General features: G+C 62.1%; 22 protein-coding genes and 1 tRNA gene. 13 read left to right on the top strand and 10 right to left on the bottom strand.

What is annotated here, in order from left to right:
- Positions 1-191 precede the first annotated feature (191 nt).
- A complete protein-coding gene (locus AC2YI2_RS04390; protein WP_487385193.1) occupies positions 192-593 on the bottom strand; it encodes an endonuclease domain-containing protein in 402 nt (133 codons plus the stop codon).
- Positions 594-667: 74 nt separating this feature from the next.
- Entirely contained in the window at positions 668-2,710 is a 2,043-nt protein-coding gene (locus AC2YI2_RS04385; protein WP_487385192.1) for a hypothetical protein, read from the bottom strand.
- A gap of 204 nt (positions 2,711-2,914) precedes the next feature.
- On the opposite strand from AC2YI2_RS04385, the gene AC2YI2_RS04380 reads away from it, so the two are divergent.
- From AC2YI2_RS04380 to AC2YI2_RS04370, 3 genes are all read left to right on the top strand, one after another.
- Complete coding sequence (locus tag AC2YI2_RS04380; protein WP_487385191.1) at positions 2,915-4,105, top strand: TMEM43 family protein; 1,191 nt, start codon at positions 2,915-2,917, stop codon at positions 4,103-4,105.
- A gap of 21 nt (positions 4,106-4,126) precedes the next feature.
- Positions 4,127-4,909: a YdcF family protein gene (locus AC2YI2_RS04375; protein ID WP_487385190.1), complete on the top strand. Its 783-nt coding sequence runs from the start codon at positions 4,127-4,129 to the stop codon at positions 4,907-4,909.
- A gap of 202 nt (positions 4,910-5,111) precedes the next feature.
- Positions 5,112-5,747, top strand: coding sequence for a trimeric intracellular cation channel family protein (locus AC2YI2_RS04370; protein ID WP_487385189.1), 636 nt, complete (start codon positions 5,112-5,114; stop codon positions 5,745-5,747).
- 58 nt (positions 5,748-5,805) lie between these two features.
- On the opposite strand, the gene AC2YI2_RS04365 is transcribed toward AC2YI2_RS04370, so the two are convergent.
- Both AC2YI2_RS04365 and AC2YI2_RS04360 read right to left on the bottom strand, forming a co-directional pair.
- A tRNA-Arg gene (locus AC2YI2_RS04365) sits at positions 5,806-5,882 on the bottom strand.
- Between the two features lie 135 nt (positions 5,883-6,017).
- A complete protein-coding gene (locus AC2YI2_RS04360) occupies positions 6,018-7,526 on the bottom strand; it encodes a sensor histidine kinase (protein ID WP_487385188.1) in 1,509 nt (502 codons plus the stop codon).
- A gap of 235 nt (positions 7,527-7,761) precedes the next feature.
- Here AC2YI2_RS04360 and rpmH point away from each other — a divergent pair, with 235 nt between their 5' ends.
- The 7 genes from rpmH (at position 7,762) to AC2YI2_RS04325 (ending at position 13,773) form a co-directional block, all read left to right on the top strand.
- Positions 7,762-7,902, top strand: a complete 141-nt coding sequence (gene rpmH / locus AC2YI2_RS04355; protein WP_258159884.1) for a 50S ribosomal protein L34 — start codon at positions 7,762-7,764, stop codon at positions 7,900-7,902.
- Entirely contained in the window at positions 7,902-8,312 is a 411-nt protein-coding gene (gene rnpA / locus AC2YI2_RS04350; RefSeq protein ID WP_487385294.1) for a ribonuclease P protein component, read from the top strand. Before rpmH ends, rnpA begins: the two co-directional genes overlap by 1 nt.
- Positions 8,296-10,086, top strand: coding sequence for a membrane protein insertase YidC (gene yidC, locus AC2YI2_RS04345; protein WP_487385187.1), 1,791 nt, complete (start codon positions 8,296-8,298; stop codon positions 10,084-10,086). Before rnpA ends, yidC begins: the two co-directional genes overlap by 17 nt.
- A 127-nt stretch (positions 10,087-10,213) precedes the next feature.
- Positions 10,214-11,203: a DMT family transporter gene (locus AC2YI2_RS04340; RefSeq protein ID WP_487385186.1), complete on the top strand. Its 990-nt coding sequence runs from the start codon at positions 10,214-10,216 to the stop codon at positions 11,201-11,203.
- Between the two features lie 60 nt (positions 11,204-11,263).
- Positions 11,264-11,917, top strand: a complete 654-nt coding sequence (yihA, locus tag AC2YI2_RS04335) for a ribosome biogenesis GTP-binding protein YihA/YsxC (RefSeq protein ID WP_487385185.1) — start codon at positions 11,264-11,266, stop codon at positions 11,915-11,917.
- A gap of 48 nt (positions 11,918-11,965) precedes the next feature.
- A complete protein-coding gene (locus tag AC2YI2_RS04330; protein WP_487385184.1) occupies positions 11,966-13,330 on the top strand; it encodes an amidase in 1,365 nt (454 codons plus the stop codon).
- On the top strand, positions 13,330-13,773 hold the full coding sequence (locus AC2YI2_RS04325; RefSeq protein WP_487385183.1) for a GNAT family N-acetyltransferase: 444 nt from the start codon (positions 13,330-13,332) through the stop codon (positions 13,771-13,773). Before AC2YI2_RS04330 ends, AC2YI2_RS04325 begins: the two co-directional genes overlap by 1 nt.
- Before the next feature lie 63 nt (positions 13,774-13,836).
- Here AC2YI2_RS04325 and AC2YI2_RS04320 read toward each other — a convergent pair whose 3' ends face one another.
- Entirely contained in the window at positions 13,837-14,340 is a 504-nt protein-coding gene (locus AC2YI2_RS04320) for a fasciclin domain-containing protein (RefSeq protein ID WP_487385293.1), read from the bottom strand.
- 270 nt (positions 14,341-14,610) lie between these two features.
- Here AC2YI2_RS04320 and AC2YI2_RS04315 point away from each other — a divergent pair, with 270 nt between their 5' ends.
- Positions 14,611-15,150, top strand: coding sequence for a GNAT family N-acetyltransferase (locus AC2YI2_RS04315; RefSeq protein WP_487385182.1), 540 nt, complete (start codon positions 14,611-14,613; stop codon positions 15,148-15,150).
- A 97-nt stretch (positions 15,151-15,247) separates the two neighbouring features.
- Here the strand turns inward: AC2YI2_RS04315 and AC2YI2_RS04310 are convergent, their stop codons facing one another.
- Together AC2YI2_RS04310 and AC2YI2_RS04305 are read right to left on the bottom strand one after the other, a co-directional pair.
- Entirely contained in the window at positions 15,248-15,967 is a 720-nt protein-coding gene (locus tag AC2YI2_RS04310) for an anti-sigma factor (RefSeq protein WP_487385181.1), read from the bottom strand.
- Complete coding sequence (locus AC2YI2_RS04305; protein WP_487385180.1) at positions 15,964-16,503, bottom strand: sigma-70 family RNA polymerase sigma factor; 540 nt, start codon at positions 16,501-16,503, stop codon at positions 15,964-15,966. Before AC2YI2_RS04305 ends, AC2YI2_RS04310 begins: the two co-directional genes overlap by 4 nt.
- Positions 16,504-16,659: 156 nt before the next feature.
- Between AC2YI2_RS04305 and argB the strand changes: the two genes are divergently transcribed.
- Both argB and AC2YI2_RS04295 read left to right on the top strand, forming a co-directional pair.
- Entirely contained in the window at positions 16,660-17,547 is an 888-nt protein-coding gene (argB, locus tag AC2YI2_RS04300; RefSeq protein WP_487385179.1) for an acetylglutamate kinase, read from the top strand.
- Between the two features lie 60 nt (positions 17,548-17,607).
- On the top strand, positions 17,608-18,330 hold the full coding sequence (locus AC2YI2_RS04295; RefSeq protein WP_487385178.1) for a glycoside hydrolase family 16 protein: 723 nt from the start codon (positions 17,608-17,610) through the stop codon (positions 18,328-18,330).
- A gap of 24 nt (positions 18,331-18,354) precedes the next feature.
- On the opposite strand, the gene AC2YI2_RS04290 is transcribed toward AC2YI2_RS04295, so the two are convergent.
- The 3 genes from AC2YI2_RS04290 to mutS form a co-directional block, all read right to left on the bottom strand.
- Entirely contained in the window at positions 18,355-19,857 is a 1,503-nt protein-coding gene (locus tag AC2YI2_RS04290; RefSeq protein WP_487385177.1) for an MFS transporter, read from the bottom strand.
- On the bottom strand, positions 19,850-20,467 hold the full coding sequence (locus AC2YI2_RS04285; protein ID WP_487385176.1) for a TetR/AcrR family transcriptional regulator: 618 nt from the start codon (positions 20,465-20,467) through the stop codon (positions 19,850-19,852). Before AC2YI2_RS04285 ends, AC2YI2_RS04290 begins: the two co-directional genes overlap by 8 nt.
- Positions 20,468-20,552: 85 nt before the next feature.
- Positions 20,553-23,264: a DNA mismatch repair protein MutS gene (gene mutS, locus AC2YI2_RS04280; protein ID WP_487385175.1), complete on the bottom strand. Its 2,712-nt coding sequence runs from the start codon at positions 23,262-23,264 to the stop codon at positions 20,553-20,555.
- Positions 23,265-23,358: the final 94 nt, after the last annotated feature.

Raw genomic sequence — 23,358 nt, 5'->3', positions numbered from 1 at the left:
GGCCCGGGGTTATGCCCGGGCCTTTTTGTTGTTGAATGTTTGCTGATTTGCCCCTCATCCGCTTGCCGGCACCTTCTCCCCGTCACGGCGGGCAGAAGGGATTCGAGGCATCGGTCAGCGCCACTAGCGTCCCCTCTCCCCGCGAGCGGGGAGAGGGTCAGGGTGAGGGGCAACCTTAGGCGCCGGCGTAGCTAGCGTCGCAGGGCGGGGAAGAATCTGAAGTCCCGAGAATCCACGGGATCAACCAGTCTGCCATCGCAAATGGCGACAACTGTCTCCAGAACAGAATTCCGACTTTGGAGAATATCGTGACTCCAGAACCGCGCAACATTCCAGCCGGACGAGTTCATGAACGCGTTCCGGGCTTCGTCATAAGCGCTCTCAGCGTGCTGGCTGCCGTCCAGCTCGACAACGAGCTTGAGCTCCCGACAAGCAAAGTCCGCGAAATATGGTCCGATCGGAAGCTGACGAACGAACTTGAAGCCATTCAGACGTCGATTTCGGACTTCTACCCAAAATTGCCATTCGGCATCGTTGTCGAATTGACGCAGGCCGCGAGCACGCAATGTCGCTTTCCTGTCGGCTCCTCGCATAGCTTGTCGCTTTGCCCCTCACCCTAACCCTCTCCCCGCAAGCGGGGAGAGGGGACCTGCCCCACTATCTGCCTTCAAAACGGCCTAACATCCCCTGGCTTGCCGTCGCGGATGTGATCGTCTTCATCCTGCTGTTCTTCCTCGAACCGGGCATCGACCTTCGTTTGCGACTTTGCATCCGCGGGCGGCGAAGCCAGTTCCCCCGGCTCGACGAAGCCGTCGTCTTCGCCATCGTCGATATCCGCCGCACGTGTCGGCCGGGCGACGGCGACGTCATCCTCGGTCGGTGTGTCGTCCACCTGCGTCCACGTGGCGGGCGTCGCTGTCCTGTCACCCGCGAGCGGCGCCACGAACGGGTCGGGCCGCTCCGGCTCGGCCTTCTTCGGAAAACGCTTCTCCAGGAAACCGTCCCAGGCGGCACCCAGCCGCGTCTTGCGGGTCGGGAAGGGCGCGAGCAGGGCGAAGAGCAGGCCGAGGACGGCCGGCGAGAAGTCGAGTGCGAGCTGCAGCGCGATATAGCCCATCAGGCTGCCGGCATAGGACACCACGGCCCAGAATGGACGGAGCGGCACGAAGACCGGGACGGTATTGGCTTCCTCGGTCTGGTTCTGCAGAAGTTCGGACGGCGGGGTCACGCGTTCGCCGTGGAAATAGCGGTCGATGAGCGGGATCGTCTCGATGCGGTTCTCGACGGGAATGCGGAATTCGGAGCTTCGCTTGCGGGCGTCGATATCCCGGGTCGCGCTGTTGGCGGCTTCCTCGACGGAATCGACCAGCGTGTTGAGCTGGCTCAGGATCACGTCCTTTTTCGTCAGCGTGCAGGCGGACCAGCCGGAGAAGAAGGCGTCGGAATTGACGGTCGCGCGGGTCTCGGTGACGAAGGTCTTCACGCTCGGCAGGGCGGAGGAATTGTCGGTGTCGACGATCTTCTTGCGGATGCGGTCAGCCTGCGCGGCGAGCTCCGGCTGGATGTCCTCGAGCTTGCCCTCGGGCTTGCGGATGCGGGCGCGGAGCGCCTCGACTTCCTGCTTGATGTCCTGGTTGGCATTCTTGCGGTTGGTCACGACCTCGAGGATCGTCTGGGTGCGGGCGGCGCTGTCGGTGTAGAAGGTGAAAAGCGATCCGCGGCCGGCGCCGCAGCCCTGGCCCGTCGTCTCCTCGTTGGCCGCGGCGGCCTTGAGCTGGTTGGACATGTAGGACAGCGCGCCGTCGAGCCTGCTCGCCTCAATCGCCCGGATACCGTCGACGCGGCGCTCATAGGCGTCGAGCACGTCCGCATACCAGAGGTTATGCGCCCGCAGGCCCTCGGTGCCGCCGACGCCGATAATGCCGAAGACGGTGTGGATGGCGAGTGTGAGCGGCACCAGAACGATCAGGCCGACGATAAAGCCGAAGAGCCGCGAGATCGTGTTGCGGGCGATACGGATGCGGAGGAACACGAAGTTCCAGCCGGCCCAGATAATAAGCGCCGCCAGCGCCGAGAGGCCGATCGGGATGCCATATTGCACCAGTGGCGGATCCAGCGGATCGACGATCTCGTGATAGAAGCCGATTGCGGTCGTGGCGAAGGAGCCGATCATGGCGGCACCCGTGACGAAGCTCGCAAGCTCGTACCAGCCGTTCGAGGGCAGGCTCTTGAGCTCCGCCTTGCGGTGCGCCTCGGCGGATCGGCCGGCGAGATATTCGATCCGCTCTTCTTCCGTCATCGCCTCGAGCCGGCGCGACGGCTTGAACCAGGTCTGCAGCCAGCGGTAAACGAGCACGAAGATGGCGGTAAATATCAGCCAGACCTGCCATTCCGGCACCGGCGCTGCGGGATTGACGATGGCATTGTAGACGGCGAGCGATGCGGCAAAGCCGCCGGCATAGACTGCGGTTGTTGCAATGGCCGCCTGGAGGCGCATCTCGCCGCCGCGCACCCAGAGTCCTGCGGCAAGTCCGGCCAGGCAGACGATGATGAGGATGACCTCGCCGGTCGCCAGCGGAGTCGCCAGCGTCAGCACATGCCAGGCGACGATGATGCCGAGAACGAAGGCCGAGATTGCGAAGACCGGCCCATGCCAGCGTTCGATCAGCCGATTGGCCGAATCGAGAAACCCGCCTTTCCCTTGATCCATGTGATGCCCGCCCCCTGTTCGACTGCCGTCGCAACATGCAGATCACAGCCGATGTCTCTCTATTCGTTGTCTTTATGACCTTTGCAAGGATTTTCGATTGACCCCAGAATAAGTCCGGCCGCGGCGCCGTCCTGCTATTGCCGAAAAAGGTCACGTAGTAATAATGCGGACGGGCGTTGCCGCTTTGCGGCTGGGGAGACGGACATGAGCTATACAGAAACAACACGCACGTCGTGGTTCACGAAATTGAAGAACGGCGTGGTCGGCACGCTGATCGGGATCGTGCTTATTCTCGTGGCGATCTATTTCCTGTTCTGGAATGAAGGCCGCGCGATCCAGACTTATCGGACTCTGGTCGAAGGGGCAGGCCTCGTCGTTTCCATCGACAGCAACAAGGTCGAGGCGGCGCTTGACGGTAAGCTGGTGCACATCACCGGCCCAGTGAAGCCGAATGGCGAGGTCGTCGATCCGCAATTCGACATCCGCGCCGATGGCGCGCTGGCCATTGCCCGCGAAGTCGAGATGTATCAGTGGGTCGAGAAGAGCGAGAGCAAGACCGAGAAGAATGTCGGCGGCAGCGAAGAGACCACCACGACCTATACCTATTCCAAGGAATGGAGCTCTGATCGTAACGATTCCTCTGATTTCAAGGTCCAGAACGGCCATGAGAATCCGGACTTCGCGGTCCCGGCCAATACGGTGACGGTGGAAAGCGCCAATGTCGGCGCCTTCGTGCTCGATGGCTCCTCGGTTGCCAATCTCGGCGACCAGAAGACTATCCCGCTGACCCAGGCCGATGCCGACCGCATGGCCGAGAATGTCGCCACGACACGTCCGGTGCGCCTGAACCAGGGCGGGATCTATATCGGCAACTCGTCGACTTCGCCGCAGGTCGGCGACCTCAAGATCCGCTTCGAGCGCACCGATCTCGCCGAGGCGAGCTTCGTCGGCAAGCAGCAGGGCGACACGATCACCGCCTACACGGCGACCAACGGCCGGGAGATCTTCCTGAGCGCTGCCGGCAAGAAGGATGCGCCGGCGATGTTCGAGCAGGCGCAGACCGAGAACACGATCATCACCTGGGTGATCCGTGCCGCCGGTCTCATCGGCATTTTCATCGGCTTCCAGCTGTTCTTCGGCCTCTTCGGCGTGATCGGCGACGTGATTCCGTTCATCGGTTCAATCGTCCGCGGCGGCACCGCCATCATTGCGCTGATCCTGACGTTGATCATCGGCCCGATCACCATCGCGATCGGCTGGATCGCCTACCGGCCGCTGCTGGCCTTCGCCATCATCGGTGCCGGCTTGGCGATCGCAGCGCTTCTGATCTTCCTACGGCGTAAGCGTGCGCCGGCGGTGCCCGCTGAGACCGTGGTGCTCGGCCGCGGCGCCTAAACAGCAGGGCGGCGATCACGCATGTTCTTCTTCGGTAAGGCATTCTGGATCGTCGCCCAGCCGCTGACGCTGGCGCTCACCGTCAAGGTCTTCGCCTTTCTGGCGCTTCTCACCGGGCGCCGGAAGCTCGCGGGGTTCTTGTCGCTGCTCGCCGGCACAATCCTCTTCGTCGTGCTCTTCACCTCGATTGGCGCCTGGAGCCTGCAGCAGCTCGAGGCGCGCTATCCGAGGCCGACGCTGACCGCGCCGCCGGCCTGCATGATCGTGCTCGGTGGCGCCTTCGATCTCGAAGTGAGCGCCGGTCGCGGCGGCATGGAAATGAACCAGGCGGCCGACCGCTTCATCGAGGCGGCGCGGCTAGCGCGGCTCTATCCGCAAACGAAAATTCTCGTCTCCGGCGGCGACGGCTCCTTCTCGGGCGAATACAAGGGCGACGCCGAGCTCTCGCCCGCCTATTTCGAGGCGATGGGCATCGAGCCTTCTCGCATCATCAGAGAGACGGCATCGCGCAACACCGCCGAAAATGTCGGCGAGACCAAGACACTGCTCGAGACGAACCAACTGACCGATTGCCTGCTGATCACCTCGGCCTATCACATGCCGCGCGCCAAGGCGCTCTTCGACCAGGCGGGTGTTACGACAATGCCCTGGCCGAGCGACTATCGCTCCAGCGGCCGGGTGGAATTGAGGCTCGATTTCACCCAGCCGTCGCTCAATGCCCAGCTTGCTTCGACCGCTGCCAGGGAATGGGGCGCCATCTGGTTCTCGCGGCTGAGTGGGCAATCGGATCCCTTGGCACCCTAGGAGCGGAGCGGTCGCAGGCACGCAAGCGCCGGCGTGGTGGTTGCGCGCTTGTTGTCGCTGGACGGATTCTCAGAACCGACGTCGGACGCATCCGGACGTCCGAGACTGTCATTTTCAAGCAGGGGTTTGCTTCTGCCAAGGAGACGGCACTGATTGACAATGCGGCGTTTGCATCATCCCTTACGATCAACGGGGGACGGCAATGACGATTCTTGAATTTCTCGACTATCTGGCAATCGCGGTTTTTGCGGCAACGGGCGCGCTTGCGGCCAGCCGTAAGCAGATCGATCTCGTCGGCTTCGTCTTCCTGGCCGCGGTGACCGGCATTGGCGGCGGCACGTTCCGCGACCTGATCCTGGGCCAGTTGCCGGTGTTCTGGGTCAAGAACCCCAATTACCTGCTGGTCTGCCTGGCGGCTGGCGTCTTCGTCTATTTCACCGCCCATCTGATCGAATCGCGTTACCGCCTGCTGCTCTGGCTCGATGCGATCGGGCTTTCCGCCTATGCCGCACTCGGCGCGGCCAAGGGCCTTGCCGCTACCGGCTCGCCCGTGGTGGCGATCGTCACCGGTATGCTGACGGCGACCTTTGGCGGCATTCTGCGTGATATCGTGGCGGGCGAACCCTCGGTGCTGCTGCGGCCCGAGATCTACGTTTCGGCGGCGATGGCCGGCGCGGCGGTCTATACCGGCGCCGACATGCTCGGCCTCAGCCAACTCGCCTGCTTCCTCATCGCCATGCTCGCCGTCTTTATCATCCGCGGCGGTGCGCTGAGATGGGGCTGGACCTTCCCGGTCTACAAGGCGCGGCCGGGGCGGCATCCTGACGATGTGATGTGAAAGTGGAGGCGACGCTCGCCATAAGTCGAGCGGAAGAACGTGTAAGGCTTGAAAGTAATGGCGCACCCGGAACGATTCGAACGTCCGACCCTCAGATTCGTAGTCTGATGCTCTATCCAGCTGAGCTACGGGTGCGTGCCGCAGAGCCCGGCGTTGCGGCCGGCTGCGAGGCGATGAACTAATTCGTTGCGTTTGGAAAAGCAAGTGATTTTGCGAAATTTTTTTGACAGGGCAGCTATGCGTTGAAAATGGCATAGTCGGCCCAATGGCTTATGCTGTGGCGGGCCGGTCGGGGATGGTGAAGATGAAGCGGGTGCCGCGACCGTCCTTGTCGGCGAGCCGGATCTCGCCGCCATGTGCTTCGATCAGTTCGCGGGCGATGGCGAGACCGAGGCCTATACCGCCGGCACGGACCGAGCCGCGGAACGCGGCGAAGAGATTTTCGCGCGCCTTGGGCGGCATGCCGGGACCGTTGTCGTCGACAGTGACGTCCACACGGTCGCCATGGCGTTCTGCCGAGACCGTGATTTGCTTGGTGGGATTGTCGTCGGATTCGAGCGCCTGAACCGAGTTGCGGCAGAGATTATAGAGCACGCGGAAGACCTGTTCGGGATCTGCGTCGATCTCCAGCTCTTTCGGCACCTCGATCCGGAACGACGTATCGGTGTCGGCGCCGAGGCCGAGGATTTCGGCCGTGTCCTCGACCAGCGGACGCAGCAGGATGTGGGTGCGACGGGGTTCGGTCTCGTTGGCACGGCCATAGGACAGCACTTCGGATGAGTAGCCGATGGCGCGACCGAGTGTGCGGACAAGCTTGGATGAGAGACCGCGCGCGACGGGATCGCCGGCGTCGGCGAGGCGATCGGACATCAGTTGCGCCGACGACAGGATGTTGCGCATGTCGTGATTGATCTTCGAGACCGCGAGGCCGAGATCGGCGAGGTTCTTCTGCTGGCGGAGCGTCCGCTGCAGGTCGCCCTGCATGGCGGCGAGATGGCGGGCGGCAAGCGCCAGTTCGTCAGTGCCCTTTGGCGGCTGGACGATTGCGGCTGGATTGGCGGGGTCGTCGGCGAAGGCCTGCATGCTGGACGTCATCCGGGCGATCGGCCGGATCAGCGTGCGGTTGATGGCGAAGAAGATCATCGACGCCGTGATGAAGGAGATGATGACGGTGAAGAGGAGGATTTCCTGGGTATAGACGATCATGGCCTTGCGCAGCGCCCGGTCCGACATCACCAGTTCTATCACCATGCCACTGGTGCCGACGGGTCCGCGCACACTGAAGACCTCGTTGCCGCCGAAGAACAGGGTCGAGAAGGCGTCACGAGCATTCTGGAGGAAATCGCGATGCGAGAGGTCATATTGCGCGTTCACGCTCGGCGGCACTTCCGAGACCACGATCATGCGGGTGATATCGGCCTTGTGGAGCGCGATCGCCTTGGTGCCGGTCGCCATCAGCGCGTCGTCCTGCAGGGGCCGCGGCAATTCGACATTGGGCAGCCCGTCGACGATGATCGCCGCGGCTGCGGCGGTGTTCAGCCGGTCGCGCAGCCAGGAGAGACGCATGTCGGTGATCGACGGCACGAAGATCAGGATCTCCGCCAGAACGACGAAGATGACGGTCAGCACCAGGAGCTTGGTGGAAAGCCGCGAGGCAAGCGGAACCGTGCCGATCTCCGTCGGCGACAGTTGCCGCACCGTCTTGACCGCCTTGTCCACGCCCCGCTCCAGAACCACCGCCGGATGGAGTTTGATCCGGTTCATCTCATGAACCACCATAGCAGGCTCCAGGAAAAACTCGCAACTTAACAAGTGTTTAAGTTACGAGGGACGACACGCGTCGGTTCATTCCAAGGTCCGAAATGCTGAATTTCACGGATATTGTTGACTTTGAGGGCCGGTTTCCTTATGAGACCGCCACGTCTGGAAGGCCAGTTCCTAACGGAACAAAAGTCCGGACGAAATCAAAAACGCTAAAATTCAAGAAGGGCCGCACTCCGCGGTAACTAAATAAATGGCTACAAAGCGTACCTATCAACCGTCGAAGCTTGTTCGCAAGCGCCGTCACGGTTTCCGTGCCCGTCTCGGCACCAAGGGCGGCCGCAAGGTCCTCGCTGCTCGCCGCAACCGCGGCCGGAAGCGGCTCTCCGCCTGATCGGCGGGGCCTTGACCGACACAGTACAGAACGGAACGAACCCCGGCCGGCTGAAGAGCCGGCCGGAGTTTTTGCGTATGCGGCAGGGCGAACGCCGCCGCGGTCCCTATTTCATCCTCGAGATACTGGATCGAAAAGCGCCCGAGGAAGCGCCGCGCACCGGATTTACGGTCACCAAGAAGCAGGGCAATTCCGTCGAACGGAACCGCATCCGGCGGCGGCTCAAGGAGGCGGTCCGGCTGCATGGCAGGTTTGCAATGCTGGCGGGCCATGACTATGTGTTCGTCGGTCATCGTGACGCGCTTGAAGCGTCATTTGAAGAATTGACAAAGGCGCTCGTTACGCGCATTGCCAGCCGGCAAAAGGACAAGAGCCGGGCACCGGGAAAGAGTGATGCAGCAAAATCGTAATTACTATATCGCGATCGTTCTCTCGGTCCTGATCGTATTCGTCTGGCAGTTCTTCTATATGGGACCGAAAATCGAGGCCCAGCGGGTCGCCGAGGAAGCCCGGCAGGCGGAAATCGCCAAGCAGCAGAAGGCCAATCCGACCAAGGTGACCACGCCGGCGGTAGATGCGCAAGGTCAGCCGATTCCCGGTACCGAAGTTGCCGTTGATGCGGTCATCACCCGCGAACAGGCACTTGCCCAGTCCAAGCGGGTCAAGATCGAAACGCCGAAGCTCGAAGGTTCGATCAACCTGACGGGCGGCCGCATCGACGACCTCAAGCTCAAGAATTATCGCGAGACGGCCGACAAGAACAGCCCGATCATCACGCTGCTCAGCCCCAACAACACCAAGGACGGCTACTTCGTCGAGCTTGGCTACACCGGTGCACCGAATGCCGGCCTGCCGGGCCCGAACACGGCCTGGACGGTGAGCGGCAACGAGATGCTGACCCCGGAAAAGCCGGTGACGCTGACCTACAAGAGCCCGGGCGGACTGACCTTCGAACGCAAGATCTCGATCGACAGCGAATATATGTTCGATGTCGTCGACGCGGTGAAGAACGAATCCGCCACAGATGTGCCGCTGATCGCCTATGGCCGTCTCGTGCGCAACACCATCCCGGATGTCGCGCCGGCCTATGTGCTGCATGAGGGCTATGTCGGCGTGCTGAATGGTACGCTCAACGAGACGACCTGGGCGCACGACGTCGAGCCGGTCAAGCATACCGATGTAGCCGATGGCTGGTTCGGTCTCACCGACAAATATTGGGCAGCCACGATCATTCCGCCGAAGGACACCAAGTTCGAAACCTCCTTCACCCATGTGGCGACGGGCGTACGTCCGTTCCAGGCCGACTACCGCCAGCTCTCCGGCGACATCAAGGCAGGCCAGAGCAAGACATTCGAGACCCGTGTCTTCGCCGGTGCCAAGGAAGTCGATGTCATCGACGCTTATCAGGAACGGGCCAACATCACGAATTTCTACAAGCTGATCGACTGGGGCTGGTTCGAGATCATCACCCGGCCGATGTTCAAGCTGATGGACTGGCTCTACAAGTATTTCGGCAATTTCGGCCTCGCCATTCTCGGCACGACCGTCATCGTCAAGCTCATCTTCTTCCCGATCGCCAACCGGCAATATGCCTCGATGGCGAAGATGAAGGTGCTCCAGCCGAAGATGGAAGAACTGAAGGCCAAGCACGGCGAAGACCGCATGGCGCTGCAGACGGCGATGATGCAGCTCTACAAGGAAGAGAAGGTCAACCCGCTTGCGGGATGCTGGCCGATCCTGCTGCAGGTTCCGGTGTTCTTCGCGCTCTACAAGGTCATCTACATCACCATCGAAATGCGCCATGCGCCCTTCTATGGCTGGATCCACGACCTCTCGGCGCCGGATCCGACGACGCTGTTCAATCTGTTCGGCCTGATTCCCTGGACGCCGCCGCAAGCGCTGATGCTCGGCGTCTGGCCGCTCATCATGGGCGTGACAATGTTCGTGCAGATGCGCATGAACCCGAAGCCGCCCGATCCGACCCAGGCGATGATCTTCAACTGGATGCCGCTGATCTTCACCTTCATGCTGGCGGCCTTCCCGGCCGGTCTCGTGATCTACTGGGCTTGGAACAACACGCTGTCGGTGCTCCAGCAGGGCATCATCATGAAGCGCAACGGCGCCAAGATCGAGCTGTTCGACAATCTCAGGGACCTGTTCAAGCGCAAACCATCATCGGCGTGAATGCGTCTTGAAAATTCTTCATGGATCACGGATGTCGCAATTGATATCCCTCCGCGACGCAAGAGCGGTCTAACTTGATATTTGTGAAGGGCTCCTTCCGGGGCCCTTTTCATTTGAGGATCGCGCTATGGACAAGGCTGTCACGGCAAGTGCCGCATCCCAGGAAAAGCTCGGGGCGACGCTCGTTTTCCTCTCGGCTCTGTTCTGGAGTTTCGGCGGCGCCATCGCACGCTTCCTTGATATCGAAAGCAGTTGGACCATCGTCTTCTGGCGGGGGCTGTTCGCCGGTCTTTTCCTTCTCGGCTTCCTGCTGACCCGGGACGGTCCGCGCGAGACGCTGCGGCTCTACCGCAATATGGGTTTTCCCGGACTCGCGGTGGGCTTCGGATTTGCCGTTGCGTCGACTTCGTTCATCATTGCCATCCAGTTCACCACGGTCGCCAATGTCATCCTGATCCAGGCTGGCGTGCCGCTGCTGGCAGCGCTGATGGCCTGGATCGTCTATCGCGAGCGGATTGGGCTTTCGACCTGGATCGCTATTGCCGCAGTGATTTTCGGCGTGGCCCTCATGGTGATGGGCGGGCCGGTGCTCGAAACACTCGACGCGATGCTGGGCATCGACATGTTCGCCACCGCCGAGATGCCGGGGGCAGGGATCGACATGAACCATGCCTGGATCGGCAACCTGCTCGCCGTAACGATCGCCACGGTCTTCGCCATGGTCACCGTGGTGACCCGGCGCTTCCAGAATGTCCGCCAGACGCCGGGAGCGAGCCTCGGTTGCTTCACGGCGGCGCTGGTCGCACTCTTCATGGCGCCGACGATCAGCGTCACGGCGGGGGAGTTCGGCATCCTCATCATTTTCGGTGCGCTCAATCTCGGTCTCGGCATGGCGCTTTTCGTCACCGGCGCGCGGATGATCCCCTCGGCATTCGCAGCATTGCTTGGCACGGCGGAGACTGTTCTCGGCCCGGTCTGGGTCGCGGTGGTGCACCATGAGATACCGGGCACCGAGACGATCATCGGCGGTGCGATCGTGCTTCTGGCGCTGCTCGGTTACCTCTATTCCGCGCTCCGCAAGCAGCAGATTGTCGGCCAGACGGCGACGCCAACTTGACAAGCGCGCCCAAAACCCTGAAGCCCGCGGAATCCTTTCAGCGAATTTGCGAGCCCACGCATGGCCAATGAACAATCCGATCTCGATGTGAAGGTGTTCACGCGCCCGTGGATTTTCATCCGCGGCGTTCCGGCGATGAAGTTCCTGCCGCCTGAGGGGCCGCCGGAGATTGCCTTTGCCGGCCGCTCCAATGTCGGCAAGTCGTCGCTGATCAACGCGCTGGTCGGCCAGAACGGCCTTGCCCGCACGTCCAACACGCCGGGCCGCACGCAGGAACTCAACTACTTCGTACCCGACGGCTTCTCCGGCGCCGCTGACGATATGCCGCCCTGTGCGCTGGTCGACATGCCGGGCTATGGCTATGCCGAGGCCCCGAAGGCGCAGGTCGATGCCTGGACCAAGCTGGTCTTCGACTATCTGCGTGGCCGCACGACGCTGAAGCGCGTCTATGTGCTGATCGACAGCCGGCATGGCGTCAAGAAGAATGATGACGAGGTCTTCAAGCTGCTCGATACCGCCGCCGTCTCCTACCAGATCGTGCTGACCAAGGCCGACAAAATCAAGCCGCCTGCGCTTGAGAAGCTGAAGGTGGAGACTCTGGCCAAGATCGCCAAGCACCCGGCTGCCTATCCCTTCATCCTGGCCACCTCGTCGGAGAAGAGCGAGGGCATCGACGAGACGCGGCAGGCGATCATCGAAGTCCTCAAGACCTGAATGGGTCCGGGTCACACCCGGTGTGACACTTGAAGAGCGGGAGGCTCCATGACGTCAGGCAATCCGGGCAAAACGGTCGCCCAGCTTTCGGTAATGCTCCAGTCCGGTGCGCTCGATCCCGTAGCGCTCGCCGAGGAGGTGCTGGACGGCATCTGCGCCTATCGCGACCGATCGATCTTCGTCAGCCTGACGCCGGAGCGAGCGATGGCCGAGGCGGATGCGGCCCGGGATCGCATCCGCGCCGGCCGCTCGCTCGGGCTTCTCGACGGCATTCCCATCGCCTGGAAAGACTTGTTCGACCTTGAGGGCATGGCAACGACTGCGGGCTCCGTGGTGATGGCCGATGTGCCTGCTGCCAGCAAGGATGCAGCGGTGGTCGATGCGCTGAAGGCCGCCGGCATGATCGCGGTCGGCCGGACGAACATGAGTGAATTCGCCTTCTCCGGCCTCGGCATCAACCCGCATTACGGCACGCCGGAAAACCCGCACTCGCCAGATGCGCCGCGCCTGCCTGGCGGTTCGTCCTCGGGTGCGGGTGTGGCGGTGGCGGCCGGGCTCGTGCCGGTGGCCATGGGCACGGATACCGGAGGTTCGATCCGCATCCCGGCCGCCTTCAACGGCGTGGTCGGCTATAAGGCCACGCGTGGACGCTACCCGATGGATGGCGTCTTCCCGCTCGCCAAGAGCCTCGACTCGCTCGGACCGCTGACCCGCACGGTGCAGGACGCGGTCTGGGTCGATGCCGCGATGCGCCGGCAGTCGGCGCCGTCGATCGCGCGCGGATCTGTCGGGGATCTGCAATTGATCGTGCCGGAGACCGTGTTCTTCGACGCAATCGAGCCGGGCGTGCAGGCGGCATTCGAGGCGGCGCTGGATCGGCTCGGCAAGGCGGGCGCGAAGATCAGCCGCCAGCATTTTCCGATCTTCAACGGGCTCTTCGATCTGATGACGAAGTTCGGCCCGCTGGTGACGGCGGAAGCTTTCGCCCTCCACCGCGAGCGCCTGTTCTCTGCTGCGGCGGACCGGATGGACCCGCGCGTCGTCATGCGCTGCAAGCTCGGCGAGAAGACCTCGATGCCTGACTATATCGCGATCCTTGATGCCCGCGAGCGCATGATCGCCGAACTGGCCCGGCAGGTGCCTGATGACGCAATTCTCGTCTCGCCGACGCTGCCGCATGTGGCGCCGCCGACCGCGCCGCTGGCCGAGAACTTCGATGCCTTCCTGGCGATGAATGGCAAGACGCTGCGCAACACCGCCATCGGCAATTTCTTCGACTGGTGCGGCGTCTCGATACCCTGCGGAACGGGTGCTGCCGGCATGCCGGTCGGACTGCTGCTGTCGGGTCTGCCGAACACGGATGAACACCTGCTGAGCGCGGCGCTGGCCGTCGAAGACGTTGTGAGGGGTTGATGGCGAACTATCGGATCACCAGGGACGTCGCGCAGTACAGGGCCGAGTGGAACGTGCTCTATGCGGCCTATGCCGAATATTACCAGGTCGAGCAGACACAGGAGATGCGCGACCGCAGTTGGGGCTGGATCATGGAAGGCCGGATCAACTGCCTGATGGCATTGGACGAGACGGGAAAGCCGGTCGGGATCGCCCATATCCGGGAATTCCTGCGGCCGCTTTCGTCGACCGTCGCCGGTTATCTCGATGATCTCTTCGTCGATCCGGGCCAGCGTGGCGGCGGCGCGGTGAACTTGCTGTTCGATGCAGCCAAGGCGCTCGGCCGGGAGAAGAACTGGTCCGTGATCCGCTGGATCACCCGCGACGACAATTACCGAGCGCGCTCGGTCTACGACAAGGTCGCGACCCGCACCAACTGGGTTACCTACGACCTGACACCCTGACATGAAAACCGCCCCGGCAAGGGTTCTATGCCGGAGCGGTCTGTCTGCTGCTTCGTGACAGGTTCAGCCCTTCGGCAGCAGGACCTTGTCGATGACATGGATGACGCCGTTCGACTGCTTCACGTCGGCGATGGTGACAGTCGCCATGCCGCCGGTCTCATCGGTCAGCATGATCTTGCCGCCCTTCTCCGAGGCCGTGAGCTCGCAGCCGCCGACGGTCTTGACCTTGTGCATGCCGCCATCGTCCTTGATCATCTTGTCGATCATGGCCGACATCGCGTCTGCCGCGACGACATGGCAGGTCAGGACTTTGACCAGCTGGTCTTTGTTCTCGGGCTTGAGCAGCGTGTCGACCGTGCCATCAGGAAGCGCTGCGAAGGCTTCATTGGTCGGCGCGAAGACGGTGAAGGGACCCTTGCCCATCAGCGTATCGACCAGGCCGGCTGCCTTGACTGCGGCCACCAGCGTGGTGTGGTCCTTCGAATTGACGGCGTTCTCGACTATATTCTTGGTGGCATACATCGGCGCGCCGCCGACTTCCGGATTCATGGCGGCATGAGCAAGCATGACGGAGCCGGCGAAGGCCGAAAAGAATGCGATATTGCGAAGCGAATTGCGGAGCATGTGGCGGTTCCTTCCCTGTGAGGTCATCCCTGTTCTGCAGGGGACATGAGGAACTACGGGAGCAGGGGAATTCGAGTTTCAGCCACGGCAAGAATCTTTTCATTTTTTGCGATACCTCTCTGCGGGCCAATTTCCCGGCGTAACACTTGTGAGCGGATTGGCTGCCCTGTACCACCATCAAGCTTCGGCGATGCGAGGGATGGGATTTCGAAAATGGCCGTGTTGCAGACGACGCGCCTGACGCTCAGTCCGTGCTGTCCTGACGACCGCGCTGACTTTATCGCCCTCGAGCGCGATCCGGAGGTCATGCGCTTTCTCAACGGCGGACTGCCCGTTGACCATGAGCATGTCGACCCGAATGCGACGTTTCTCATGCCCCGGGGAACAGAGCCCTATGTCTGGACGGCGCGTCGCACGGCCAATGGTGCATTCGTCGGGTGGTTCTGTTTGTGGCCGGAGAGTGAGACCTTTGCCGAGCTCGGATATCGCCTGCGCCGGCAGGATTGGGGTCAAGGCTTGGCATCGGAGGGGGCTTCGGCTCTCGTCGACTGGGGATTCCGAAATGGCGGCTATGACAAGGTCATGTCCACCACGATGGCGGTGAACAACACATCGCGCCGCGTGATGGAAAGGATCGGCATGAGTTACGTCCGCACGGACTATATCGAATGGCCCGATCCGATTCCCGGCAGCGAGCAGGGTGAAGTCTGGTATGAGTTGACGCGCTTGGAATGGAATAGCCCAAGGCTTTGACGGAAGCATATTCCCATCGCGAATGTGGCGGTGCCGTGGTCTCCTTCTTCTCCCCAGCTGGGAGAAGAAGAAGCAAGCCTCAGCTTGTCGCAAATACTCACAGAAACCGTGTCTTGCCGGCTGCGATGATCGGCCCGGTCGGCTTGCCCTCGGGCGCGCCGCCATAGGGCTCGACCGTGATCGCGATCGTCTTGCCCTCGGCGAAGAGCTGCCGCATGTCGGCACTGACGACGATCTCGCCATTGCCGTTTTCGGGCAGGATGCCGAGCGACTTGGGCGCCTTGCCGTCTTCGATGATCCAGACTTCGAGCGACTTCGGCTCGGGCTGCTTGAGCGCGATCGGCACGACACTCAGCCGGCCGCTTGCCGCATCGAAGGCGGCGACAAGATTGAAGGGCGCGTTCTCCTGGCCTGCAAGCTCGGCTATGAGCGGCCGGTCGGGACCGCCGGTCAATGTTCCCGACAGTTGATAGAGGCCAAGGCTGGCCGCGACGAACAGCGAAGCCGTGGCAAGACCGCGCCAGACTGCGACCGAACCCCAAAGCCGGGAGAACGAGCCGGACGACGACTCCTCGGTCCTGAACAGTCGGCGTTCCAGCCTGTTGTAAAGTTGGGCCGGCGGGCGGACCTCGTCATAGTCGTCGTTGAAGCCAGAGAGGTTGGTCTGCCAGCGGCGCACCTGCTGGGCAAAGCGCTTGTCGACGGCCATGCGCGCTTCGACGCGGCGGCGATCCTCCGCGGAGAGGACGCCGAGCACATATTCGCCAGAGATGATTTCATCCCGGCTGCGATCCCATTCCTCCGGTTTGTCGCTCATTGCTCGAGACACTCTCTCAATTTCAGCAGGCTTCGGCGCAACCAGGTCCGCATCGTATTCAGCGGTATCTTATAGAAATCTGCCAATTCCTGATAGCTCAAACCTTCGACATAAGCCTTTCTGACTGCGTCAGCCTTATCAGATTCGAGGGTCCGCATGCATCCGTCGATGCGCGACCGCTCGCTTGTGTTGATCGCCGTGGCTTCCGGCCCCGGATCGGGCGAGGCGATCTCGAAGGCGTCGTCGAGGTCAGAGGTCTGTGGCTTGCGGGCGCGGATGATGTCGATCGCGTGGTTGCGGGCGATTGCCGCAAGCCATGTCATCGGTCCGCCCTGGTCGGGCTCAAAACGTTCCGCTCTCTGCCACACCTTGATGAAGATCTCCTGCAGCGCCTCTTCGGCTTCCGTTCTATCCCTGACGATACGGATTGCGATGGAGAATAGTTTCGGGGAAGTCAGATCATAAAGCCGCGCGAAGGCCTTGCGGTCGCGCAGTGCCACGCGGCTCAGCAATGTCGCCAATTCGTCCATACGCACGAAGCCCTCCGGGAGAGTCGCCCGCCATATGCATAGCGGATCGGTTCTCGACGCATGCGCATACGTGCATTTCTTCGCCGCGGATCATTCCATGTGACAAAAACATCGGCTAATGAGGCACCACAAAATGCCATCTAGACATCTGCAGAGGCCTCCATGTCCCAGTCTGAAAGCGAAATCCAGGCGCGTCTGCTCGTCCAGGCCCTGCCGTTCATGCAGCGCTACGAGAACAAGACGATCGTGGTGAAATATGGCGGCCATGCCATGGGCAATCCCGAGCTCGGCAAGGCCTTTGCGAGCGACATCGCGCTGCTCAAGCAATCCGGCGTCAACCCGATCGTCGTCCATGGCGGCGGCCCGCAGATCGGCGCGATGCTGAGCAAGCTCGGCATCGAGAGCCGCTTCGAGAACGGCCTCCGCGTCACCGACCAGAAGACGGTCGAGGTGGTCGAGATGGTTCTGGCCGGTTCGATCAACAAGGAGATCGTCGCGCTGATCAACCAGACCGGCGAATGGGCGATCGGCCTGTGCGGCAAGGACGGCAATATGGTCTTCGCCGAGAAGGCCGAGAAGAAGGTGATCGATCCCGATTCCAACATCGAGCGCGTGCTCGACCTCGGCTTCGTGGGCGAAGTCGTGGAAGTCGACCGCACGCTGCTCGATCTGCTCGCCCGCTCCGAGATGATCCCGGTTATTGCGCCGGTGGCACCTGGCCGCGACGGTCACACCTACAATATCAACGCCGACACCTTTGCCGGTGCGATTGCCGGCGCGCTCAACGCGACGCGCCTGCTGTTCCTGACCGACGTGCCCGGCGTGCTCGACAAGAATGGCGAGCTGATCAAGGAACTCTCGGTTTCCCAGGCCCATGCGCTGATCAAGGATGGTACGATCTCCGGCGGGATGATCCCCAAGGTCGAGACCTGCATCGAGGCGATCCAGGGCGGCGTCGAGGGTGTGGTCATCCTGAACGGCAAGACGGCGCATTCGGTGTTGCTCGAGCTCTTCACGGAAGTCGGCGCCGGTACGCTGATCGTTCCGTAACGAGCGCCAGTTTCGTTCATGCCGGCGGGATTAGAAGCAGTCATCCCGCTGGAGTGAACCATGAGACTGCTCGCCGCTCTTTTCCTATCCGCATTGCTTGGGAGCGCAGCCGACGCCAAGCAACTCCGCTTCGCCGGCTATGATTTCAAGATCAAGCAGGGCAACGGGATGGGCCCCGGCCCGAACGACTGGGCGACGTCGCAGGCCTTCGTCGATACCAAGGGCCGGCTGCATCTGCGTTTCTCGGAGAAAAAGGGCAAGTGGCTGGCGGGCGAGGTCCAGTCGGTCAGCCGGCTTGGTTTCGGCACTTATGAGATCGAGTTCGAGGGCGATATCCACGGCCAGGACAAGAATGTCGTCTTCGGCTTCTTCAACTATCCGCCGGCCGATGTCGGGCCGGATGCGACACACGAGATCGACGTGGAATTCGCCCGCTGGGGCAGAAACAGTTACAAGCCGCTGAACTATACCGTCTGGCCGGTCAAGCCGGGTCTGAAGAATGCGCATACGACGTTCAGTGTCCGCCGCGGCTATGGCCGGAGCATCCACCGGTTCACCTGGAAGGCCGACAGCGTTCTCTACGTGTCGCAGCTGCTTCGCGATGATGGTAGCGTTGAGCGCGAGGTCTCCTGGGACTTCTCGCCATCGGACTATGCCGATCGGATCAGCTCGAGCCCCATGCCCATCTATTTCAATCTCTGGGGTTTTCAGGGACAGTCGCCGAGCGACGACAAGCCCGTCGAGGTAATCATTAACCACTTCACCTTCACGCCGGCGGAGTGATCCCCGCCGGCGCTCCGGTGTCCGTCAATCCACGGCCGGCGCGGGCCGGCCGTGTCCATGCTGTGGTGCGTGAATGGGCGGCGAATTGAGGAAGATCGTCGAGGCAGCGACCACCAGGTAGCAGGCGATGTTGTAGATCACGGCTGCCTCGAAGGATGATTTGAAGGCTTCATGCGAGGCGATACCGCCTGCCATGCTGCCAGCCAGCAGCGAGAAGAAGATCTGCGAGATGATCGCCACGCCGAAGGCGCCGCCGACCTGCTGGATCGACTGCAGCGCACCTGAGCCCGAGCCTGCATCGCGCGGCGGAACACCGGCAAGTGCAGCCTGGAACAGCGGCGAGATGGTGATACCGGTACCCAGCCCGCCGAGAAGCAGCGGCAGGATGAAGTCCGTGCTGACGATCTGGTCGCCGACACCGGCGACGACATGCCTGAGCAGCAATGCCGACACGACGAGAATGGCCGAGCCGAACAGGATCCGAAACTTGGGCGCCTTGCCGCCCAGACGGCCCGTGACGACCGATGCGACGAGCACGCCGATCGGGAACGGGATGGTCGTGAGGCCGGAATGCAGCGCGTCGAGCTGGTAGCCGGACTGCAGGAAGAGCGCCAGGATCAGAAAGAAGCCGGGCATGGCCGAAAAGAACACCATCAGCCCAAGCGAACCCACGACGAAATTTCGGTTGCGCATCAGGCTGAGCGGCACGAGTTCGGCTGCACCTCTCGCATTCTGCCGCCGCTCCCACCAGACGAAGATCGCCGCGACCGGAATGGCGGCGGCCATCATGGCGAAGGTCCATGCCGGCCAGCCGAAGCCGCGGCCTTCGATCAGCGGGAAGATCAGGACAAACATGGCGAGCGCTGCCAAACCGATTCCCACCCAATCGTTCCTAAGGTCAGGATTGCCCTTGACGTCGGGGATCAGCGAGCGGCCGGCGATGACGCAGGCAATGCCGATCGGCACGTTGATCAGGAAGATCGGCCGCCAGTCGAGGCCCCAGAGATTGGCGTGGATGAGCAGGCCGCCGGTCACCGGACCTGCCACCGAGGCAAGGCCGGCGGTGAGGCCGAAGAGCGAGAAGGCGACGGCGCGCTCCTTCGGCGGGAACATGATCTGCGCCAATGCCAGCACCTGCGGCATCATCACGGCACCGGCGACGCCCTGGATGATGCGGGCAACAATCAGCATCTCGACATTCGCAGCCATACCGCAGAGCAGCGACGCGATCGAGAAGCAGGTCACGCCGATCAGAAAGATCTTCTTCTTGCCGATAATGTCGCCATAACGGCCGAAGGGCAGCAAGCCAAGCGCGAAGGCGAGAATGAAACCCGCCACCACCCATTCGATGCCGCTTTCGGAGACGCCGAGGCTCTTCTGCATGCTCGGCAGCGCGACATTGACGATGGTGATATCGATCATGTTCATGAAGCTCGCCATGAGCAGCACGAACATGGCGACCCAGCGGCGCTCGAAGGCATGCGCCTCGGCCTGGGCCATGGGTGGTGAAATGGGATTGTCAGACATCGGATTGAGCCTTTGTGCGGTCGGACAGTATGGAATTGATGAGTGTATTCTTGGCAGCATTGACGCTCGCCTCGTCGTCGAGTCGATAGACGGACATCGCGATCATCGTGCCGATCACCATGTAGGAGGCGCCTTCGGGGTCGAGATCCACGCGGAAGCTGCCATCGGTGACGCCGTCTTTGAGGATGTCGATTATCTGCTGTCTCCAGTAGCTGCGCATCGGGTCGATATAGAGGGCGATGGTCGCGTCGTGGCGCGCGCGCCGTCCCATTTCCTCCATGACGAGCAGTAGCTCCGGATTGTGACGGCGGGTGTCGCGATGTTTGTCGATCTCCAGTTCGAGCAGTTGGAGCGGATTGAGACCCTCGCGCGGATAGCGGTAGAATTGCTCCGTGAAGTCTTCCTTCATCGACTGTGCGACCAGCTCGATGAGGGCATCCTTGGTGGGGATATGGTAGTGGAGCGTGGCAATGTTGATGCCGACGCGATCGGCTATCTCGCGTGTCCTCAACCCCTCGAAGCCCTTTTCGACGATCAGCGAGCGCGCTGCCGCTGCAATGGCGCGCTTGCGGTCGTCCGTGGCCTGGTATCTCTGGACTGGCGGGATCATGATGGCTCCATATGTCAATCAATCACTTGATTGATTTCGCTAGAAGAGTCAATCATCTGATGGAGATTCTGCGTAAGAGATTGAATCAGCCGAGCAACTTCTTGAGAGAATAGAGTGCTTCAAGCGCGTCGCGCGGCGTCATTTCATCGGGATTGAAGGTCTTGAGCCGATCTTCGACCGCCGATGCCTTGGATGGCTTGGGCTCCTCTCGGCGGATCGCGGCCTGGAAAAGCGGCAGGTCGTCGATCAGCTTGGCGGCGGGGTTCTTGCGGTCGGCATCCTCGAGCAGGTCGAGAACCTCTCGGGCACGACTGACCACGGCGGCCGGCAGGCCGGCGAGGCGGGCGACCTGGATGCCGTAGGAACGGTCGGCGGCGCCGGGGCCGACCTCGTGCAGGAAGACGACATCGCCATCCCATTCCTTGACCCGCATCGTGACATTGGCGAGTCGGGCGAGCTTCTCGGACAGAACCGTCAATTCGTGGAAATGGGTGGCGAACAGCGAGCGGCAGCGATTGACTTCGTGCAGGTGCTCGACTGCGGCCCAGGCGATCGAGAGGCCGTCGAAGGTTGCAGTGCCGCGTCCGATCTCATCGAGGATGACGAGGGATTTCGGCGTAGCCTGATTGAGGATCGCCGCGGTCTCGACCATCTCGACCATGAAGGTCGAACGGCCGCGGGCGAGATCGTCGGACGCACCGACGCGGGAGAAAAGCCGGTCGACGCAGCCGATCCGGGCGTCGGTCGCGGGCACGTAGGAGCCCATCTGCGCCATGATCGCGATCAGTGCATTCTGGCGCAGGAAGGTTGATTTACCGCCCATATTCGGGCCGGTCAGCAGCCAGATGCTGCCATTCTTTCCATTGGTGCCAGGCGAGAGATCGCAATCATTGGCAACGAATGGATTCTGCGCCGCCTTGCGCAGCGCCTGCTCGACGACGGGATGGCGTCCACCGGAAATCGCGAAATCGACCGAGCCATCGACATGCGGCCGGCAATAGGCCTGCTCGTCGGCCAAAGCCGCAAGCGCAACCGAAACATCGAGAATGGCCAGCGCCGAGGCCGCCTTCTTGATCTCTTCGCCGGCGGCAATGACGGCGGCGCGCAGCTCGTCGAACGCGCCAAGTTCGATCACCTGCGCCTGTTCGGCGGCGTTGGCGATGCGGCTTTCAAGGTCCGACAATTCGACCGTCGTGAAGCGCATGGCGTTCGCATTGGTCTGGCGATGGATGAATCGCGCGCGCATCTCGGGCGTCCCGGTCATCACGCCTGCCGTGCCCGATGTCAGCTCGATGAAGTAACCGAGCACATTGTTGTGCTTGATCTTCAGCGACTTGACGCCGGTCTCCTCGGAATAGCTCGCCTGCAGGCCGGCAATCACCCGGCGCGACTGGTCGCGCAATTCGCGGAGTTCGTCGAGTTCGGGGATGGAGCCGTCGCGGACGAAGCCGCCGTCGCGTTTCAGCAATGGCAGTTCGTCGGCCAGCATGGCGGAGAGCTGGTCTTCGAGACCATAGGGCACCGTACCGAGTGCCAGGAACGCGCCGTTGATTTCCTCGGCCATGCGAAAGCTGACGAGTCGTGCAGCGATCTCGCGCCCGGCGCGCAGGCCATTGAGGATGGCGGCAAGATCGCGCGGACCGCCGCGGTCAAGCGCCAGCCGAGACAAGGCACGCGGCATGTCCGGCGCGTGCCTGAGTGCCTGCCTGACATCGGCGGCGAGCCGCGGCTCGTCGAGGAAGAAGCCGACCGAGTCGAGCCGCTTGTTGATCTCCTCGGGCGTGGTCAGCGGCGACATCAGCCGTTCGGCCATCAGGCGTGCGCCGGCACCGGAAACGGTTCGGTCAATGGCCTTGAGCAGCGAGCCCGACCTCTCGCCGGACAGCGTGCGGACCAATTCGAGATTGGCGCGGGTGGCGGGATCAATGAAGACAGTCGAGGCCGTGCTTTCCCGCTCCGGAGGGCCGAGTGCGGGGCGCTCGGCGATCTGGGTTTTCTCGACATAGGATATGGCCGCGGCCCCAGCGGACATTTCGGCTCGGGTGAAGCCTCCGAAGCCATCCAGCGTCGGCAGTCCGTAGTAGCGGGCGATGCGGTTCTCCGCCGTTGCCGAATCGAACAGCACCGCGGGTTGTGGGCTCACGACGCGGCCGAGGACATCGAAGACCGAACGAAGGTCGGCATCATGAAAGATCGAATCGGCGACGATCAACTCCTTCGGGTCGATCCGCAGGATGTCGGCCAGAAGCCGCGAGAGCTCGGTCTCGGCAAGGCGGAAGACGCCTGTCGAAATATCGATCCAGGCGAGACCATAGATGGTCTTCTCACCGCCGCGGATACGCGACAGCGCCATCATGTAGTTGCTGTCGCCGGGATTGAGCAGCTTCTCCTCTGTGATCGTGCCCGGCGTCACCAGCCGGACGACATCGCGCTTTACCACCGATTTTCCGCCGCGCTTCTTGGCCTCGGCGGGATCCTCGACCTGCTCGCAGACCGCGACGCGATAGCCGAAGCCGATCAGTTTCTGCAGATAGTCGTCGGCGGCATGGACCGGCACGCCGCACATCGGGATATCCAGCCCCAGATGCTGGCCGCGCTTGGTGAGCGTGATGCCGAGCGCCCGCGATGCCTCCAGCGCATCCTCGAAGAACAGCTCGTAGAAATCGCCCATGCGATAGAACAGCAGGCTGTCCGGGTTGGTGGCCTTGATCTCGATATATTGCTCCATCATCGGCGTCGCCGTCTGGCGGCTTTCCTCGGAGGCGAGCTGGGACACTGTAAGGGCTTCGATGGTCATCAAGGACTTTTCAGGCGGGGCCGATCCGACGGAGGATGGCGCAATCGGGATAAAGGCGTTGAACATTAGAGTGGGGCATGCATGAATGACAACA

The organism is Rhizobium sp. SRI_017 (assembly GCF_057586295.1).
This window is presented reverse-complemented; position numbering and strand designations above follow the sequence as displayed.